At 45.6% G+C, this 19171-nt stretch carries 13 protein-coding genes; 5 read left to right on the top strand and 8 right to left on the bottom strand.

Features of this window, described 5'->3' with window-relative positions:
* Nucleotides 1-9 precede the first annotated feature (9 nt).
* Nucleotides 10-3300 (bottom strand): SusC/RagA family TonB-linked outer membrane protein, encoded by a 3291-nt coding sequence (locus GVN20_RS01620; protein ID WP_166556658.1) that lies wholly within the window; start codon nt 3298-3300, stop codon nt 10-12.
* A 575-nt stretch (nt 3301-3875) separates the two neighbouring features.
* Nucleotides 3876-4658: a patatin-like phospholipase family protein gene (locus GVN20_RS01615; RefSeq protein ID WP_166556657.1), complete on the bottom strand. Its 783-nt coding sequence runs from the start codon at nt 4656-4658 to the stop codon at nt 3876-3878.
* Between the two features lie 138 nt (nt 4659-4796).
* On the opposite strand from GVN20_RS01615, the gene nspC reads away from it, so the two are divergent.
* Together nspC and GVN20_RS01605 are read left to right on the top strand one after the other, a co-directional pair.
* Nucleotides 4797-5951, top strand: a complete 1155-nt coding sequence (nspC, locus tag GVN20_RS01610) for a carboxynorspermidine decarboxylase (RefSeq protein ID WP_166556656.1) — start codon at nt 4797-4799, stop codon at nt 5949-5951.
* A gap of 136 nt (nt 5952-6087) precedes the next feature.
* Nucleotides 6088-6498, top strand: coding sequence for an Rrf2 family transcriptional regulator (locus GVN20_RS01605; RefSeq protein ID WP_013927015.1), 411 nt, complete (start codon nt 6088-6090; stop codon nt 6496-6498).
* A 2-nt stretch (nt 6499-6500) separates the two neighbouring features.
* On the opposite strand, the gene uvrA is transcribed toward GVN20_RS01605, so the two are convergent.
* Nucleotides 6501-9362: an excinuclease ABC subunit UvrA gene (gene uvrA / locus GVN20_RS01600; protein WP_166557263.1), complete on the bottom strand. Its 2862-nt coding sequence runs from the start codon at nt 9360-9362 to the stop codon at nt 6501-6503.
* A 297-nt stretch (nt 9363-9659) separates the two neighbouring features.
* Between uvrA and GVN20_RS01595 the strand changes: the two genes are divergently transcribed.
* The 3 genes from GVN20_RS01595 (at nt 9660) to GVN20_RS01585 (ending at nt 13075) form a co-directional block, all read left to right on the top strand.
* Nucleotides 9660-10979 carry a Gfo/Idh/MocA family protein gene (locus GVN20_RS01595; protein ID WP_166556655.1) on the top strand — a complete coding sequence of 440 codons (1320 nt, stop codon included), beginning with the start codon at nt 9660-9662 and terminating at the stop codon, nt 10977-10979.
* Between the two features lie 95 nt (nt 10980-11074).
* Nucleotides 11075-12136 (top strand): 6-bladed beta-propeller, encoded by a 1062-nt coding sequence (locus GVN20_RS01590; protein WP_166556654.1) that lies wholly within the window; start codon nt 11075-11077, stop codon nt 12134-12136.
* A gap of 186 nt (nt 12137-12322) precedes the next feature.
* Nucleotides 12323-13075: a hypothetical protein gene (locus tag GVN20_RS01585; protein WP_166556653.1), complete on the top strand. Its 753-nt coding sequence runs from the start codon at nt 12323-12325 to the stop codon at nt 13073-13075.
* 1 nt (nt 13076) lies between these two features.
* Here GVN20_RS01585 and GVN20_RS01580 read toward each other — a convergent pair whose 3' ends face one another.
* From GVN20_RS01580 to GVN20_RS01560, 5 genes are read right to left on the bottom strand one after another with little or no spacing between them, the layout of a single operon-like run.
* The gene (locus tag GVN20_RS01580) at nt 13077-14057 is read right to left on the bottom strand and encodes a 3-oxoacyl-ACP synthase III family protein (protein ID WP_166556652.1); all 981 of its coding nucleotides are present in this window, start codon (nt 14055-14057) and stop codon (nt 13077-13079) included.
* Entirely contained in the window at nt 14054-15352 is a 1299-nt protein-coding gene (locus tag GVN20_RS01575) for a F390 synthetase-related protein (protein ID WP_166556651.1), read from the bottom strand. The genes GVN20_RS01580 and GVN20_RS01575 overlap by 4 nt, the downstream gene beginning before the upstream one ends.
* Before the next feature lie 39 nt (nt 15353-15391).
* Nucleotides 15392-16261 (bottom strand): MBL fold metallo-hydrolase, encoded by an 870-nt coding sequence (locus GVN20_RS01570; RefSeq protein WP_166556650.1) that lies wholly within the window; start codon nt 16259-16261, stop codon nt 15392-15394.
* Nucleotides 16237-17235, bottom strand: a complete 999-nt coding sequence (locus GVN20_RS01565) for an NAD(P)-dependent oxidoreductase (RefSeq protein ID WP_166556649.1) — start codon at nt 17233-17235, stop codon at nt 16237-16239. The genes GVN20_RS01570 and GVN20_RS01565 overlap by 25 nt, the downstream gene beginning before the upstream one ends.
* Before the next feature lie 8 nt (nt 17236-17243).
* Nucleotides 17244-19166, bottom strand: a complete 1923-nt coding sequence (locus GVN20_RS01560; RefSeq protein WP_166556648.1) for a hypothetical protein — start codon at nt 19164-19166, stop codon at nt 17244-17246.
* Between the last annotated feature and the right edge of the window lie 5 nt (nt 19167-19171).

Raw genomic sequence — 19171 nt, 5'->3', positions numbered from 1 at the left:
TACTTAAAATTAGAACGTTGCCGTTAAGTTGATACCAAAACGACGCGTTGAAGGTGAAGCACCCAAATCAAATCCTTGGATGTTTGAATCCGAGAAGTTTGATAAGATTTCGGGGTCAAAGTTCAAGCCTGGTAACATGTTTGGTGCATAGAACCACAGGTTACGTCCAGAAGCTGACACCCGGAATCCACCGAATACTCTCGCGTATTTTTTCAAGAACGCTTTTGGCACTTCGTAGCCCAAAGCAACCTCACGGATACGAATAACGGTAGCATCATAAATATTGACTTCATCCGCACCGTAAGCACCATAACCGTCTGTAAAGTGATACTGGAATGCAGACATCGCAATCGTATTTTTGATAGGCTTGCCATCATCACCCAACAACGGCTTGTACGTTTGCGGATCTCCCAATACACCTGGGATTACGCGCATTCCTTCGCGATCTTCTGAAGATTTCAACTGACCACGCAATATCAATGAAGCCGCTGTAGAAGAGAATAAGCTACCCCCTGCTTTGTAATCCACCAAAACGTTCAAATTGAACCCTTTGAAAGAAACAGTGTTTGTCCAACCTACCGTATATTTAGTGTTAGGGTCTCCAATAATCGTTGCACCTGCCGCCCGAATTGGCAAACCTGTATTTGGGTTGATCAACAAGTTACCGCTTTCATCGCGGGCATTTACTGAGCCATATATTTGCCCGTAAGGTAATCCATTACGGAAAATAGTACCCAAGGCAGAGAGACCAGTACCACCGATAAAGATTTCACCGCCAGGGCCTGCATCTTCCACTTTGGAACGAATACGCGTATAAGCCACAAAAGAAGTCCAGGTAAATCCATTGCGCAATTTCACGGGAACAAGCGTTAAGCCCAATTCCCAACCTTTGTTGGAGATTTTACCAGCATTGGTGATTTCAGTATTGAAACCAGTAGTATTTGGCAATTGACGTGTTACGATCAAATCAGTAGAATTACGATTAAAATACGCCAAGTCAAGACCAATGCGGTTGTTGAGGAATTGTAATTCTGTTCCTAATTCAATTTCTGTTGTAAACTCAGGTTTCAATGCAGCATTGTTCAACTGACTTGGTAAGCTGGCCGTTGAAATAGCCGTGGCATTGTAGAAAGTACGACCTAAGTTGTACGCTGTATTTACTTGGTAAGGATCAGCATCTTTACCTACAGTAGCGTAGTTAGCTCTGACTTTACCGAAGTTGATGATATTTTTAGGCAATCCCAATACATCGGTAAAGATGAAAGAGGCCGATATAGCAGGATACAAATAAGTATTGTTGGCAGCAGGCAAAGTAGACGAACGGTCTTGACGAGCTGAGGCCGTTAAAAAGAGATAGTTGCCATATCCCAACGACAATTCGCTGAAAATACCATACAAACGACGTTTACGTTGAAAATCGTAAGCATTCTGATTGAGTGTACCAGAGATATTCAATACGTTGGCATCAATGACTGGATCACCAGCGATACCCGCTTCAGAGTAAGTACGCTCGTTGGGGTTGAAACCTAACAACAGCTTAGCGTTGAACTTATCCGTAAAATCATGCTGTGCAGTAGCCAAAAATGTAAAGTCCACCTCGGTGTTGGTCAAGCTTTGACTTAATACAGAACCCAAAGGCTGGAAAGTACCTCCCGGGCGGATTGTATTCTTACGGTTTTCAGTGTAAGTATTCAAACCTCCACGAGCAGTCAGGTTCAACCAAGGGGTAACATCGTAAGTCAGAGCCATATTACCGTACACACGGTTTACACTTGAGTTGTACAAGTTATATTTAGCGGTCCAAAGAGGGTTATCCAATGCACGATAAAATACGTTTGAACCATCCACCGGATTTTCAAAAGGATAGCCATTCAAATCGTAATTACGTGGCAAATAAAACAAACGACTATAAATAGAACCTGCTGCAGCCAAGCCGCCGTAGTCAGCATAATAACCAGCACCCGACTGCGGACTTGTTTGGTTGGTACGGGTATAAGCCACGCTACCACTTACGCTTACATTGTTGGCTAAAGTGGCATTTCCACCAAAACTCAAAGTAGTACGCTCTGTAGACGAATTAGGAACGATACCGTTATTCTTAGTGCGCGATACTGAGGCATTCAACGAGGTTTTATCGCCTGTTGAGTTGATCTGAATCCCATTTTCAATGACGTGACCTGTACGGAAAAAACCACCAACAATATCATACCCCTGTAAAGGTACTGGGATACCACGGCCATTGGGTTGTAGTAATTCTGGGAAGGCCGCTTGGTAACGAGCAGCACCAAAAGGCACCGTAGCATCTACCAATGGATGAGGAATAGTTCCTGCTGGATAGTCGGGGTCAATGATTTTGGAATAACGCTCAAAACCAAGTGCGGCATTGATACGATCTACCGCAGCAGGCATGGCAGTACCCCAGTTTCCAATAAACCCACCATTGTAAGTTTGGTTAGAGCCTTGTGAGTAGCTATCCTGATACTCTGGCAGAGAAGATACTTTTTCAGCAGAATAAGAAGAGTTGTACGTTATCTCCAACCCTTTACGTGCCGATTTGCTGCCCGCTTTCGTCGTGATTACGATTACGCCGTTGGCCGCACGTGAACCGTACAAAGCCGATGCTGCCGCACCTTTCAATACCGTCATTGACTCAATGTTGTTAGGGTCAATGTCATACGCACGGTTTGAAGTCACCGTATTTTGGTTGTACCCTTGAGTATTGTTTACACTGTTGTCAAATGGAATACCATCCACAACGAAAAGCGGTTGGTTGTTTCCAGTAAAAGAGTTGTTACCACGAATTGTGATACGTGTACCTGCACCTGGTGCACCGTTGCCCGCTGTAATGTTTACGCCTGGTACTTTTCCACTCAATGCACGCAGTGGATCTGGCTCCGAACGCTGCTGAAGATCAGCGCCTTTTACGTTTGAAACCGCAAATGCCAACGCTTTCTTGTCGCGTTGAATCCCCACCGCCGTCACCACAACTTCTGACAACTGCTTGGTATCTGCCGCCAACGCCAAGTTTATTGACGTACGATTACCAATATTAATCTCTTGAGAAACAGTCCCCACAAAACTAAATACCAAAGTGGCATTAGTGGGAGCGTCAATTGAATAGCTTCCTGCGGCATCGGTATTCACACCTTTAGATGTACCTTTTACCACGACCGATACGCCTGGCAGGGGGGTTCCATCCTCTGCCGAGGTCACTTTCCCGGTGATTTTACGGTCTTGAGCTACCCCAGTAGCCCAAACCATGCACACAAGCAGAAAGTTGATACATAAAAATTTCCTCATAAGGGTAATTTAGTTTGGTTTGATTAAAGTGAAACATGTATGGAAAAATCGCTGAAGCGCTAAAGTGAAGGCAATAGAAAAACCGAGCAAAACAAATTTGTTTAGCTAATCACAGTTTTGAAAATGTTGCCTGTTCCTAATCCTAGATCAGAGGGATAGAAAATTTGGGGAAGTAAGAGATAGAGTTACGAATCATAGGGTACTTGTTTAGTTAGGTTAAGAAAATTTCTGAATGTAAAGTAAAATAAAGAATATAACAATTCAAACAGTGGGCTTATTGGGGAAATGAGAAATTTCAAGCCCAAAAAGAATGAAATTACTTGTACTTACAATAGATAATATTGTCAAAAAAGGCCTTTTTGAGCAAAATTTCTAAGGAATTAGGGGTAATTTACGGTATTAACAATTGTCCCTAAAAGTCAAATCCAGAATTGTTTCTTTTAAAAAATTCTTTAAAAAGTACAATAAAAACCTTGTAAAAAATCAATTTAGCCGAAAAAAAAATAGCTCTATAGAAAGGAGTTTGTCTAAAAAAAATGGGGGTTCGTCTATTTTAGTGAGTTATAAAACAGCATTCATTGTTTAGGCAGATTAGTGTAATCTTCTAGCATTCGTAGTTTGTCGGAAGATTTCGTCACCGAATGGTAGCCAACCAGAAAAATTTCGCGGGCTTTCCTAATATCAAATATATCGTACTTCCCTACTTCTCTTGGTTCAAACAACAATTGACACTGTAGGGTACGTTCTTGTGTTTTATTGCGAACAGCCAACAATAAACTGCGCTCAATGACGGTCCGCATTGAGCGGATTGGCTTATCTGGAAGCGGAGGGTTACAATTGACCCCAATTAGGAAGTCTACTGCATCTTTTAAGAGCGGCTCGATGGGTAGATTATTCAAAACGGCACCGTCTACAAACAGCCGCTTATTATGGCGAATGGGTTCAAAAATGCCTGGCAAGCAACTTGAAGCCATCAACGGACGAATCAACTCCCCCGATTGAAAATACACAATTTCGCCCGCTTCTATGTCGGTGGCTGCAACAGTGAGAGGGATTTTTAATTTTTCAAATGAATTATGGGGTAACAACTCCCGATAGAGTTCTTCCGCTTTGTCCATTCTTAGTAGACCAGGGCCGTTAAATGAAGGCCGCAGGTATTTCAAAAAGTTGATTGTAAGCAACTTAGCAAGCACTTCATCTGGACTATGACCGTGTGCGATAAGCGCCCCAACGATAGCCCCCGCGCTCGTGCCCGAAATAGCAGCAATATCTACTTTTCGCTCCTGTAACGCTTTTATTACCCCAAGGTGCATGATGCCTCGAGCACCTCCTCCCGACAGTACTAATCCTATCTTCATTGACAAAAAAACGATTGTTAGATTCTAAATTAACGTAAAATCAGCCAGAATATAACTGAATTAACAAACGAACTCGCCCAATTAAATGTTTCCTTCACGATTTACTTACCTTTGCACCCTCATTTATTATTTAGAATCATGCCCATTGACTTTGCACAAATTCCATCGCCTTGTTTTGTTTTGGAAGAACGTCTTCTACGCCAAAACCTCCAACTTATCCGTCAGGTCATGGATGAAGCTGGATGCCAAATTATATTGGCACTGAAAGGCTTTTCTATGTATAGCGCATTCCCCATTGTGGGCGAGTATCTGCCAGGGGCCACCGCAAGCTCACTCAATGAAATAAAGCTTATTAATGAATATTTAGGCTATCAGGCGCACACCTACATCCCCGCGTATCAGGATGAAGAGTTTGGGGAAGTATTAGAACGCAGTAGTCACCTCACTTTCAATTCATTATCACAGTGGGAGCGGTTTAAACAACGGGTCAACGACTATAATCAAACTCACCCTGAAAAAACTGTTTCGTGCGGAATCCGAGTGAACCCTCAGTATTCCGAAGTGGAAACCGACATGTACAACCCCTGTGTTCCGGGGTCTCGTTTAGGGGTAACACGCAGTCATTTTGGCGATACACTGCCCCCAGGAATCGAAGGTATACACTTTCATACACTTTGTGAAAACGGCTCCGATGTACTAGAGCGTACCCTCGAAGCCCTCGAAAGCCGCTTTGGCGACCTGCTCCACCAAGCCAAGTGGCTCAACATGGGTGGTGGGCATCTTATGACTCGCGAAGGTTATGATATACCCAAACTTATCTCACTCGTAAAAGCAATAAAGGAAAAATACAATCTGGATGTCATTTTAGAGCCAGGTTCAGCCATTGCGTGGCGAACTGGATATTTGGTATCCACCGTGTTGGATATAGTAGAAAGCCAGGGAATCGAGGTTGCCATTTTAAATACTTCTTTTGCCGCCCACATGCCCGACACCCTCGAAATGCCTTACAAACCGCGCATATTGGGTGCCTATCACGAACCAGTAGCCGATAAACCTACCTACCGACTCGGCGGTATGACCTGCCTCGCAGGCGACTTTATGGGCGACTATTCCTTTGACGAACCTTTAAAAATTGGAGATACGCTGATCTTTGATGACATGATTCACTATACAATGGTGAAAACTACCACCTTCAATGGTGTCAATCTTCCTTCTATTGGTATTTGGCAGACCAATGAGCGCTTCAGATTGGTAAAGAAGTTTGGGTATGAAAGTTTTAAAGATAGACTTTGACATCGTAAGCAAATTGATAGACAAGGCGGGGTAGTTTTTAAAAAATTAGCTTTTCGTATATAATATATTAAATTAATCGAGTAAATTTGTTTATGCCTCTCTCTTATAACCTTTTACTCAATAGTGTGCAAGTGCTATGATCTCAAAGAAAGCAAAATATGCCCTTAAAGCACTCAAAGTGCTGACCGAAGAATTCGGAAAAGGCCCCGTTCTCATTTCGCACATTGCGGAACGTGAAAACATCCCAAAAAAATTCTTGGAAGCTATTCTTTTAGAGCTGCGTAACCACGGGATTCTGTCCAGCCAAAAAGGAAAAGGTGGCGGGTATTTATTACGCGTTGAACCTGCAAGAGTCAATTTCGCCCAGGTCATCAGGGTAATTGACGGCCCTATTGCCCCTACACCTTGTGTATCGCTTCATTTCTATGTCAAGTGTGATGACTGCATCGATGAAGCCACCTGCGCTCTGCGCCCCGTAATGGAGCAAGTGAGAGATGCCAACTTAGGAGTCTACGAAGGCACTACTTTGCAGATTTTTGTCAAATAGGCCTACATCCTCATTTTTTCTTCCAAAAACACCGCAGTGTAATTGTCCGAAAGCTTCACCATTTCTTCGGGTGTTCCCTCGAAGGTGACATAGCCTCCTGCTTCGCCACCTTCGGGGCCCATATCAATAATCCAATCTGCCGATTTAATCACCTCAACGTTGTGCTCAATCACAATCACGGTATCACCTTGGTTCACCAACGCATTGAGCGCTTTCAGGAGTTTTTGTATATCATGAAAATGCAGGCCGGTGGTGGGCTCATCAAAAATAAACATGGAGCGTCCTTGGTTGGGGTTTGATTTGCTCAAAAAGAAAGCCAGTTTTACGCGCTGCGCCTCCCCTCCCGAAAGTGTGTTGGACGATTGACCTAGTTTTACGTAGCCGAGGCCCACTTCCTGAAGCGGCAAAAGACGATCGGCGAGTTTGGGTTCATCGGCCCTGAAAAAGCTGATGGCTTCATCAATGGTCATGTCCAGAATATCGGCAATGTCTGCCGAGCCTTGGTCTGGACGTTGGTACCGAACATCCAAAATTTCCTGTTTGAATCGTTTTCCGCCGCAGGCTTCACATTTGAGGTAAATATCCGCCATGAATTGCATTTCAATCTTCACTTGCCCTTCTCCTTGGCAGGTTTCACAGCGGCCTCCCTCGATATTAAAAGAAAAATGAGAGGGTTTATAGCCACGCGCTTTGGCCAAGGGCACCTCACTCATCATCTGTCTTATGTAATCGTAAGCCTTGATATACGTAACGGGATTGGAGCGCGACGACTTGCCGATGGGGTTTTGATCTACCATCTCAAGGTTATCAATTCGGTCCAAACTTCCTGTCAAATTTGTGTACTTTCCTGCTTCTTCGTTGTATTCTCCCTTTTGGCGGGCCAAGGCTGGAAATAAGATTTTTCGAACAAGCGTCGATTTACCAGAACCTGATACGCCCGTCACCACCGTAAACGTACCAAGCGGAAATTTTACGTCTACGTCTTTGAGGTTATTTTCCCGCGCTCCCGTGAGTTCAAGCCAATGGGTTGCCTTTCGGCGAAAAGTAGGTACAGGAATTTTATCTTCACCCGTCAAGAATCGTATGGTATGAGAATGAATGCCTTCAATAGGGTTCAGAATATCCTCCCAGCTTCCCTGCCATACCACTTCGCCCCCTAAATTTCCAGCGTCGGGGCCAATGTCAATGATTTGGTCAGCGGCGCGCATTACTTCTTCTTCATGCTCTACCACAATCACCGTGTTGCCCATGTCGCGCAGAGATTCCAGAACGCCTACTAGCTTGCGGGTATCGCGCGGGTGAAGCCCAATACTCGGCTCGTCCAAAATATACATCGAGCCAACCAGTGCGCTGCCCAGAGACGTTGCCAATTTTATCCGCTGAAATTCTCCTCCAGAAAGCGAATTTGTCAAACGATTGAGCGTTAAGTAGCCCAATCCGACGCGTTCCATGTATTCCAAACGATTTTCTATTTCGATTAAAATACGTTTGGCAATGCTAAATTGATAATCAGGTAACGAAAGGTTCTTAAAAAACTGCAACACCTCACTAATGGGCAACAACACCAAATCAGTAATGGAAACACCACCCATCTTTACATACCCTGCATCTTTGCGCAAGCGCGAACCACGGCACTCTGGACAAGTAGTACGACCACGGTAGCGAGATAGCATGACGCGGTATTGGACCTTGTGGGTTTGTGATTCGAGGTGTTCAAAAAATGCGGTTAGCCCTTCAAAATAGGTATTTCCCGTCCAGAGGATGTCTTTTTGCTCTTGGGTCAGGTCTTTATAGGCCCGGTGAATAGGAAAATCAAAACGAATACCGTGGCGCAGAAGAGGCGCTAGCCACTCGGCCATTTTTTCGGTTCGCCAAGGGGCAATTGCTCCTTCAAATACCGAGAGGTTTTTGTCGGGAATAATCAAATCAGGATCCAAACCCAGCACTTTTCCAAAACCTTCGCAACGTTTGCAGGCCCCATAAGGGTTATTGAAACTAAACAGATTGACCGTAGGCTCTTCAAACTTTATTCCGTCGAGTTCAAACTTATCCGAAAACGCTCGACGCTCCCCTCCTATCACGTCGACAATACACAAGCCTTCTCCCTCGAAAAAAGCCGTTTGTACCGAATCCGACAATCGAAACTGCGTATCTTCATCGTTGTGTTTGACCGAAGCCCGGTCGATAAGAATAAAAAAATCGGCGGCAGAAAACGCGGCATACTCCTTGGTTTCTATCAATTCCTCAATAGATTTCGTTTCCTGATTGACAACGACCCTTGTGTATCCCTTCGACAATAAAATACTTAATTCTTGGGCTAGGCTTCTCTCTTCCTTCACAATCAAGGGTGCCAACACCATCACACGCGTGCCTTCTTCGTGGTGCAGCATAAAATCAACCACGTCGGTCACGGTGTCTTTTCGTACTGGCAGACCCGAAATGGGCGAATAAGTAACCCCCACCCGCGCAAAAAGTAGCTTAAGATAATCATAAATCTCGGTGGTTGTACCTACGGTAGAGCGCGGGTTTCGGGTATTGACCTTTTGCTCAATAGCCACCGCTGGCGACACGCCCTTGATATAATCTACTTCGGGTTTTTCCATGCGCCCCAAAAACTGACGCGCATAGCTACTCAAACTTTCGACGTACATGCGTTGCCCTTCGGCAAAAAGCGTATCAAAAGCCAATGACGACTTTCCACTCCCCGATACCCCGGTGACCACAATCAATTTATTGCGGGGAATAGCAACATCAATGTTTTTAAGGTTGTTGACGCGAGCGCCTTTAATGATAATGTATTGCTTCGGATTGAGGGTTTCGAAGTCTATTTCGGAAGTATTTTGTTGGTTTTCGGCTACGTTCATGCGGCTGATTGCTAAAGGCACAAAGTTAGGGAATGCCCCCTCATTTACTAACCCTAGTTTTTAAAAAATGGTTTGTTTTTGGTCGAAAACTGTTGGCTCCCATTACTTTAAATCACAGGTATTTCTCCCCACATTTAAACAGTCAAAACAATCGCTTTCTACGCTCATCGCTTTGGGTAGAAAATTCGCTTGAAATGCTTGATAGGTTGTATTTCCATCTGGCTACTATTCACAATCGGTTGCTGTTTTCCAAAATTGATTCTTCCTGTATTTCACCGTTAAAAATAATTCAAATCAATGAACCGCAGAAAATTCTTAGAACAGACCACACAGCTTTCGGTGGCAGCCGGCGCCTTTGTACAAAATACTGAAACCCGTGCCACAAACCATGTGCGTAAGTCGGCCAATGAAAAAATTGTTATTGGTGTCATTGGTTGCAATAATATGGGTAACGGAATCATGAATCACGCCCTCAACCAACCGAATGTGGAGTGCGCGGCAATTTGTGATATTGATACCAACATTGGCAATAAACGCGCCGATGAGGTAATGCGTAAACAGGGAAAACGGCCCCAACTGTACGGAGATTTTAGGAAATTATTGGAAAACAAAGACATCGACGCGGTCATTATCGCTACGCCCGACCATTGGCATTGCCTCCCCATGGTTGAAGCCTGTCGGGCGGGCAAAGATGTGTACGTAGAAAAACCACTGGCCAATTCGATAGGCGAATGTAACGTGATGGTAAAAGCAGCGCGGCGCTACAATCGTGTAGTACAGGTCGGGCAACAACAACGCAGCGGAGAGCATTGGCAAAGTGCGATGCAATTTATCCATTCAGGGGGTATCGGCACACTGCGAAAAGTACACAGTTGGGCCAATTTTAACTATGCAATCGGCTCTCGAATCGTGCCCGACGAACCTGTCCCCTCCCATATTGATTTCAATCAATGGCTCGGCCCTGCACCTCTGCGCACCTACAACCGAACCCGACATCACGGTTCGTGGCGTTTTTTTTGGGATTACGGCGGTGGTCTCATGACCGATTGGGGCGCCCACCTGTTGGACATTGCGCTTTGGGCCAAAAACATCAAAACGCCACCGCTGTCGGTTGCTGCTTCAGGCGGCAATTTTTATTCGCCCGACTTTGCCCACGAAGCATTTGATACCTTGAGTGTGATGTACCAACTTCCCGATTATACCATTTCGTGGGAACAAACCGCTGGCACCCAAAACGGCCCTTTTGGGCGCTCTTATGGGCTGGCTTTTATCGGCAATGACGCCACACTCGTGATAGACCGGGGCGGCTGGGAGCTGTTTCCAGAAATTGACAAAGGCGTGTATAAAGTCCCCGCAATTCCCAAACGAAGCGGCAAAGAAACGCACGAAGAGCATGTAAAAAACTGGCTAGAATGCATCAGAACCCGTAAAGAGACAAATTGCCCCATCGAAAACGGCCGATTGGTTGCCTTGTATGCACACGCAGGCAACATCGCGTTGCGCACCAATTCGCGCTTAGAATGGAATGAAGCGGCGCAATCGTTCGGCAAAAATGAAGCCGCCAATGCCCTCATTACCCCCACTTACCGTGCCCCTTGGGAATTTCCCAAAATATAAACTGTGTTTCAATCTGTTCATTACAAAGCATATATCCATAAAGAAGTAAAAAAAGCAGCCTCTGCCCTTTTTGCTAAAAAAGCACATTCTAAACCATGAACCTTTCCACTTCCCGTCGCGATTTTGTCAAAACCGCCGCTACCACGTTGCTAGCCCCTTCTATTATCACTTCGGTGAACGCCCAACCGGCCGACGGCATCATCGGCCACGGGTCACACCGCTATAAAATCAATGCCGATTGGGGTAAATTAGACTCCTCAAAATTTCCCGTCAAAAACTGCCATGAAATGGTCATGGACAGTAAAGGACGGCTTATTATGGTCACGGATGAAACCAAAAACAACATTTTGGTGTACGACCGTTCTGGCAAACTCCTAGACAGCTGGGGGCATGAATACCCTGGCGGACACGGCCTTACGCTCTGGAATGCCAACGGCGAAGAGTTTCTGTTTATCTGTGACCCCAACTCCAACCGCGTTACCAAAACCGACATCAACGGAAAAGTAATTTTCACCATCGAGCACCCGTCCAAAGTTGGCGCTTACAAACCGGAAGAAAAATTCCTGCCTACCGAAACTACGGTTGGGCCCAACGGGGACATCTATGTAGCCGACGGGTATGGTTCACAGTGGATTTTACAATATAGCTCTAAGGGCGAATTTATCCGTAAATTCGGCGGCCCCGGCGACGGCGACGACCAATTTGCCACCGCCCACGGTATTACGGTAGATTACCGAAATAAAGCAAACCCCACGTTGCTCATCACCTCACGGGTGCATAATTCGTTCAAACGTTTCACATTGGACGGCAAATACCTATCGACAATTTTCCTCCCCGGCGCCTTTGTTTGTCGCCCGGTGATTCACGGAGACCATTTGTTTGCGGGCGTTTGCTGGTCGCGTTTGCGCTATATGAACCAAACCAACAACTCGGGTTTCGTCACGATTTTGGACAAAAACGACAAAGTAGTTTCAAACCCAGGCGGCACCAAACCCGAATACCGCGACGGAAAACTTCAGATGATGGTTCAGGATGCCGCGGCGGTAGGTGGCATATTGATGCACTGCCACGATGTATGCGTAGACAATGACGAGAACATCTACATTTGCCAATGGAACGCCAAACAAACGTATCCCGTCAAATTGTCGAGAGTATAATCTTAGTTTTATAATCAAAATAACAGTAAATGGGCCGTGGATAATTCTGCGGTCCATTTACTGTTTACAAAGGAAATGTGGCAATATTGGGGAAATAGTTCTACACTAATAAGGGTTAGCATGATATTTTTACGTTAATTTTCGGGAATTTTTATTCTCACTAAACGTATAAAAAACATACATGCTATGAAATTTTTGCTTGTCGCATTTTTGATGGGTCTTTCTGTTATTTTAAAAGCCCAATGCCGTCCTGCCACCGCTGCTGAAAATGCCGCCTACGAACGGGTAGTCAAAGAACTTCAACGCCAATTTACCACCGTCACTCCCAACGGAAGCTGGCGGGTTTTTGACGAAAAACATTCAATGGGCAACTTGGAAGTAACCTCAGAATGGGGCGGATTTACCCACCTCTGCACCGACCGTTATGACCTCATCATGGAAAACAGCGAGCTGGCCGTGGTTCGGAAAGCCGAACTGGACACCGTCAAAGCCGCACCCACCGTACCTACTTCTCTATACGTACACCGCGATACGATGTACAAAGAAAACCCAAACGCAATTGTGCAACGCGCCAGAGATACCTACTCCGTGAGTGTTGAAATGAACCTTGGCAACTATCGCCTACAACACCTCGAAAGTGCCCGAATTGTCGAGAATACGCAAGCCATTTCCGTACCCAGCAGTCCCGTAGCGCTTGAAGTCCGTCTCAAGCCCGATTTGCAGGGGGCAATCGGCCGTCAAGAAACCGTCATTTTATTGGGTGGATGGAATCCCCAACTCATTAAAAATGGACAGGATACGCGCTATCAACCCAAGTTTAAGAAAGGGGGCAAACTAGTAGAAAATATAGTTGTCACAATTACGGCACCCGTCGACATCGCCCGTCAGATAATTGCAAAAATCGACTGGAAAGCGATTGATGGAGTTTTGTTGAAATAACTCAAAACCGAAGCGTCAAAGCACCCAGCGACAGCCCCGCCGCACTGCCGATAAGCAGGATTTTATGGTCCGACAAATCCTTTTTTTGTTGGACCAAATCGCACAACCCTAAAGGAATAGAAGCCGAAATACAGTTGCCATAATGGGCCAGTGTATTAATTAAACGGTGCTCGTTGAGATAGTATTGTTTGGCAAAAATCTCATTTCCAAACCGACTGGTTTGGTGCGGAATAACGTAATCGTATTCTGTCAAGGCTAGCCCTGAAAGCTGCTCATATTGGGCTAGAAACGGCTTCAATTCTTGCAAAGTGAGCGAAATAAGGCGCTTCCCATCCATTCTGAAATAAAATGATTCGTCGGGTGTATCAGCTGTCATACCACGATTTACGCTTCCGCCCGTGGGTATCCAAGCCAAATCAGCGCCTTCCGGATTGTTGATAAAATAGGGAAAAACGGGCACATAACCTTCGTCACTTCTGCTCAAAATAACCGCCACCGCAGCATCGCCCAACAATCCATACGTTTTGGGGTCTTGGGGATTCAGCGCGCGCGAAGCCAGCTCGGCAGATACAATGGCAATGGCGCGCACAGCGTTGCGTTGGAAATACAAATGCGCAATATCGAGCGCATTCAAAAAGCTCAGGCAGGTGGAATCTACGTCAAAACAAGGAAATTTGGCCGTTGTCCCCAACGCTTTTTTGATACGCCCTGCATTGTGCGGAATGGGGTAATCGTAGGAAGCCCCCGCGTAAATCAACAAATCTAGGGTATCGGCCGAAAGGCCCGCAGCAGACAGGGCCTTCTGTAAGGCCGTAGCCGCCATCGAAGCCACGGTTTCGTCGGATGCCGCCCAATGCCTCGTTTTTACGCCCGCATTTTTTTCAATCCAGCCCGCTGAAAGACCCATTTGAGCCTCCAATTGCACACTTTCAATGGCAACTCCAGGCAGGTATTTCTCAATGGCTTGAATCTGAATTTTCATATAATCTTCTTAAACGTACGCACTACACGGCGATGTTTTGCTCCTTTATCACTTACTTTTTCTTCGATAAAAACAACCACAGTATTTTTTATACCCTGCCCTTCTAACACCTCCAAAATAGCCGTTTCTATTAACTGGCTGACCATTGCTTTATTTTTCGGCTCTGTTTCTACCGCAACTTCTAGCCTATCTTCGGTCACTTGCCTAATGCTGTAATGACTAAAATCATCGGTGGCGCGGGCAATTTTTCGTACCAGCGTATCGGGAAATATCGAAATTATTTTTCCTTCTTGGTCAAAAAGAAGCACATCATCCGTTCGGCCTTCAATGCGCTCAATACCCGTCATCGCCGACCCGCACGGGCAAGGCGTAGTACGTTCAGCCAGAATATCTGTCATTTCGTACCGAATAATGGGCTGCGAAGTACGCGTAAAATCCGTTACGATGGGAATAAACCGATGTTTGCTCACGTATTTTTTTTCAAAAATGGCGACATCTTCGTTGAGGTGCATCGTTCCGTGCGCACAACTCACCCCCAAAAAGCCTTCGGTGCATTGATACACTTCGGTGATTTTAAGGCCAAACATGCGCTCAATCACCGTGCGGTCGTCATCATGCAGCACTTCGGCAAACGAAATGATTTGGTGAGGTGCAATGCTGAGATTCCCAGCTTGCTGCGCCTCCGCCAAATACCGTAAAAGAGAAGGTTGAGCAGCAACAATATCGGGCTTTAGGAGGTCTAGTTCGGCAACTAGTTCTTCGTTTTTTCTAAAGATATCAAAAAAGTAAAACGCCAACACCGAAGATTGGACCGAGCTGTACAAGTTACTATTGGCCCGCAGAAAAAACGCCACTTTTTGACGCTTAAAAATCGACCATTTCACCACACGGTGGAGCACCATCGCTACCCACTGCGCTCGCTCAATCTTGGAGGCCAGAAACAGCCCTCGCTTCCCGCTTGTTCCCGTCGACAACCCTAACGTAATACCGTTAAGCTCCGACGCAAAATCGCGGGTTTCTTCCGCTTGGAGTGCTATCTTCATTGCCTCTTCTTTGCGTATTGCTACGGTGTTTATTGCATCAAAATGTGCCATAAACAACTCTTTACGCATCAGCGGAATTTTGTCTAGGGGAACGTTTAAATAAGAGCGATAAAAAGTGGATTTAGGCAGTATAGTCTGGGCAAAACGATGCCAACGCCGTTGTTGAAAACGTTGTAGCTGCGCTCGATTTCGGAACAAGCCCCGCAACTTAATTTTAGCCAAAAAATAAATAATTTGAAGTTTGAAAAACATAGGTATCAACAAAACAGCCTTAAAAAGTATCGAAAGTTTTCAAGGATTGAATGAGGGAATATAAGTCAGCGTTTCGGGACAATGTGTAAAAAGCAGTCGATGCGTTGGGAAGGTTTGCTGATAGTTGCGCAGGGCCGAAAACGTAGTTTTATAGGCCGCCCAATCGTCAAAAAAGAGTTTTACGGTGGGGCTTGGTAAAATGCCCGCGTCCAGAGTTCTTTTGCGCCACGCGGCATCGGTGGCAAAAAATAACGTATGGTCAGCCGTGTGAATACGAATACCCAACTGCCCACGTGCATGTCCTGGTAGCTGCGCCAATTCAACCGAGCCATCCCCAAACACATCCTGAAATTGAAGGCTAGACGGCTCATCAGGGTTCTGCATTATGGCTTTATTTGAGATTACAGAATCCTCCGTTATTATCCGTACCCTTTCTTTCAAATCACTCGGAATCAGCGCCTTTACAATCCCGTGCCTGACCGCCCCCAAACCCTTCACCGACAACACTTGTTGCATAGCAGCTGAATGACAGACAATGGGTATTTTCGGAAAATCCAACATTCCCGCCACGTGGTCCGCGTGAAAATGCGAGATAATCATTCCGCTCAAATCCGAAGGTTTGATACTCACCTGCGCCAATTGCGCCATTGCCGTTTCTTCATTCTTAATAAAAGCTGGGGTAGCCCAGCCGTAAAATTTATCAGGAAAATGCCGTGTTGCTTCCAAGAATCGGGGAGCATATCCCGTATCAAACACATAAAGTCCGTGCCGTGGGTGTTCAATCAACAACCAAACCGCATAAAAACGGGCCTTCCCTCCACCATTTTTGGGGTCCACAATCCGATCATGGGCGGTGCAATACCCCGACGCAAAAAGGCGATAACTTACGGTTGTTGGGTTCGGTACCATTCAATAAACTCGACAATTCCTTCCCGAGTAGTTTGTACAGGGTGATAATTCAACAAGGTTTGTGCTTTGGAAATATCCATCGTCAGCGATTTTGCCAATACGCCAATGCCATACCGCGTCAGCGTAGGCTCAGGGCCGCTGGTGAGTTGGGCTTTCAGCTCCATCAATCGGGCCGCTGCATCGGCTATTGCCAAGGGCACGTGTTTTGTTACGGGCCTCAGACTAAGCTGTTTGAGTAAAAAATTGATTTCTTCCCACAAATTGACCGGCTCTCCATTTGTGATATTGTATGCTTGGCCCCAAGCCTCGGCAGGTGCCCTAAACGCACAATTCACGGCCTCAATAACGTTCAGTGCCGTGGTCAAATCCACAATATTTTGGCCGTTGCCAATGATTTTTAGGCGACCGCTTTCGTATGCTTTCAATAATCTAGGAAAGATAACGGTATCTTCCGCCCCGATGATGGCACGCGGGCGCAAAGCAATGGTTGAAAAAAAGGGAGAATGTTGGCTCAACACTTCCTGCTCAGCTTCCCATTTAGTGACAGCGTATTCATTGACCATTTTGGTAGGCAACGGGTCGCTTTCAGAAACATTCAATCGGTGCCGCGCATTAAAATAAATGCTCGGAGTAGAGATAAAAATAAACTTTTTAACGCCCGTTTTTTGGGCTACTTTCAACAGATTTTGGGTAACAATGACGTTAGCTTTTACAAATTCTTCACGCTTGCCCCACGGCGCCGACAACGCGGCACAATGCACAACCGCTTCGGTTTCAGCGAGCAACGTTTCACAAAAATCAACGTCTAATAAATCTCCCACCTCATAACAACACCCCTGCCTTTCAAATTCGGCTATCCGCTCGGTACGCCGGCCCGTTCCCACCACCCTTTGCGCGCTCTTTCGATGCGTAAGGTGTTTTAACAAACGCCCCCCTAAGAAACCTGATGCTCCAGTGATAACTATTTTTTGCATTCACGAAGCTAAATCTTAAAAATCGAATATGCTAGATTTCGGGTAGAAGATACATCAAAGACATGGACAGTCTCGGTATTTGGCACCCTCACTCGAACTTTGTAGTTGAGGACACCCGTGGGGAGTTTTCCTGCCAAATGCGTAAATAGAAAGGTTTTTTGTTTGACATTATAAGAGCCCATCACCATCGGGAAAGGTAGATTATTTTGAAAAAAACCACCCATCCACCAACCGTTATAGTGGGCTTCATACGGTTTTTTGGCATATCCTCCCTCAATCCAAGTAGCGCCTCCATCCATGCTTACATCGGTAAAGACCAAGGTGTGATTTTCGATATGCGTTTTGTAGGGGGCTATTTTTTTTTGCGCCAGAATAATGCTTTCCCTAACCATAGGATTCACCTTGCCTACGGTATTGGCTTCCCAATTCACGACACCATAATTTTGTAAATTGGCAAAACCCACAACGGCGTCATAGATTCGCTGTTCAAAAATATCGGTCGTTGCCAATGAATAAGGGCTAAAGTTGTAGGTCCGAGGAGTGGGTTCCCAATTGATAAAACCAAGTTTAGTCGGTTCAAGATAGCGAGCGCAATAGATGGTATTCCAAATCAGCAGCAGAAAATGGTCGTCGGTCTGCCAGACGAGTTCGGGCGACGTCGTTGTCAGCTCAAGAGTGTGCGTCCCTACGGGAAAATTAGCTTCGGCAAACCCTCGCCAATGCTGAAACGTAACCCGGTAAGCTTGGTTTGCCGCCCGCAGGCTCCCATCTTGGGCATGAAGCGTAACGCGCACGCGGCGGTTTCCGGTGGTGATATCTGCACCAATATCAACAATGTGGTAACGCGTAGGAGCCCCAGGCGTTACGTTGGTTTTAGGGGGATTTTTTAATCGAATTATGTCCGTATTCACCCATTGGTTGTACTGAGAGTCGTATTGCAATATAGCCCACATCGCAAACTGCTGCACAAAATCCCAGCCTTCCATGTAATTCAACTCCTCATTTACGGCCCGATTGTTGAATTTATTTCGCAAATTCCAGATAGGGTTGTTAGCAGTATTGTACGTAACATTTCCATTATCATCGAATTGTCTAAAAATAAAAGGATCTGCCTGATTGACGGGGCCCGCGCCATATTGCCAAATCTTTGAGTTGTTGCTATAATACCGTGTTTTGTAAAACAATTCGGTAAACACATAACTCCACCGGTGCTGTACATAGTCAAAAAATTGTGAATCGGTTAAGTCTTTAAAGGCAGGATCAGTGCCTCCGTTGAAGGCATGGCGGTATTTTCCATTGTCCCATACCTGCCGGCCTCTGAGAATACTTATCCATTCTGCATTGGAGAACGTTTCAATGTCCCACCGCAAAAAGCCGATTCTGCCATCTCCCGCGTATTTTCCTCGACGATCCAGTTCATGCTCGGTCAGTAAAAAAGGGTTCCATTTACTGGCTTCATTGACGTCATCAATGGTCACAAAGAGAAAAGGGGCATCAAAGCACTTAAAGCGCTGCCCTTGTGCCGAAAGCAGCCGATTAGGGTCAGGGTTGTAAATAGGATTTTTGGGAAACGACTCTCCATCAACCGTAAACGCATCCCTGAAAGCCCCTTCATTGATGTCGGTGTATCGATTTTCTTTCGGTTTACCTTCAACAGCACTACCAAAAAAAGCTTTAAATCCATAATCTCGAAAATCGGTGACATCATCCCAAACGACTTTTTGGGCCTCAAAAAGTTTGAATAAATGCCGAAAAGGCTCGTTGGACGCGCTACTAGACAAATCAAATTTACCAAGCTTTTGCGTGGGTGTGTAGCCAGATGGGTACCCACCTTCATCTGACTCATAAATTACCTCTTTCGGAATTCCCTGACTGTGAGCGACTCCCGCCATTAAATGAACCAACAACAAAACGCAAATCTTTTTTTTCATGATAA

Origin of the sequence: Runella sp. CRIBMP, assembly GCF_009905605.1 — a bacterium.
Taxonomy (GTDB): Bacteria; Bacteroidota; Bacteroidia; order Cytophagales; family Spirosomataceae; genus Runella.
This window is presented reverse-complemented; position numbering and strand designations above follow the sequence as displayed.

Bases quoted from the DNA above. Each gene is read 5' to 3' on its own strand.
- GVN20_RS01605 (WP_013927015.1), top strand. From the start codon at position 6,088: ATGATCTCAAAGAAAGCAAAATATGCCCTTAAAGCACTCAAAGTGCTG.
- GVN20_RS01615 (WP_166556657.1), bottom strand. From the start codon at position 4,658: ATGAAGATAGGATTAGTACTGTCGGGAGGAGGTGCTCGAGGCATCATG.
- GVN20_RS01570 (WP_166556650.1), bottom strand. From the start codon at position 16,261: ATGGTACCGAACCCAACAACCGTAAGTTATCGCCTTTTTGCGTCGGGG.
- GVN20_RS01595 (WP_166556655.1), top strand. From the start codon at position 9,660: ATGAACCGCAGAAAATTCTTAGAACAGACCACACAGCTTTCGGTGGCA.
- GVN20_RS01585 (WP_166556653.1), top strand. From the start codon at position 12,323: ATGAAATTTTTGCTTGTCGCATTTTTGATGGGTCTTTCTGTTATTTTA.
- GVN20_RS01620 (WP_166556658.1), bottom strand. From the start codon at position 3,300: ATGAGGAAATTTTTATGTATCAACTTTCTGCTTGTGTGCATGGTTTGG.
- GVN20_RS01580 (WP_166556652.1), bottom strand. From the start codon at position 14,057: ATGAAAATTCAGATTCAAGCCATTGAGAAATACCTGCCTGGAGTTGCC.
- GVN20_RS01575 (WP_166556651.1), bottom strand. From the start codon at position 15,352: ATGTTTTTCAAACTTCAAATTATTTATTTTTTGGCTAAAATTAAGTTG.
- uvrA (WP_166557263.1), bottom strand. From the start codon at position 9,362: ATGAACGTAGCCGAAAACCAACAAAATACTTCCGAAATAGACTTCGAA.
- GVN20_RS01590 (WP_166556654.1), top strand. From the start codon at position 11,075: ATGAACCTTTCCACTTCCCGTCGCGATTTTGTCAAAACCGCCGCTACC.
- nspC (WP_166556656.1), top strand. From the start codon at position 4,797: ATGCCCATTGACTTTGCACAAATTCCATCGCCTTGTTTTGTTTTGGAA.
- GVN20_RS01565 (WP_166556649.1), bottom strand. From the start codon at position 17,235: ATGCAAAAAATAGTTATCACTGGAGCATCAGGTTTCTTAGGGGGGCGT.
- GVN20_RS01560 (WP_166556648.1), bottom strand. From the start codon at position 19,166: ATGAAAAAAAAGATTTGCGTTTTGTTGTTGGTTCATTTAATGGCGGGA.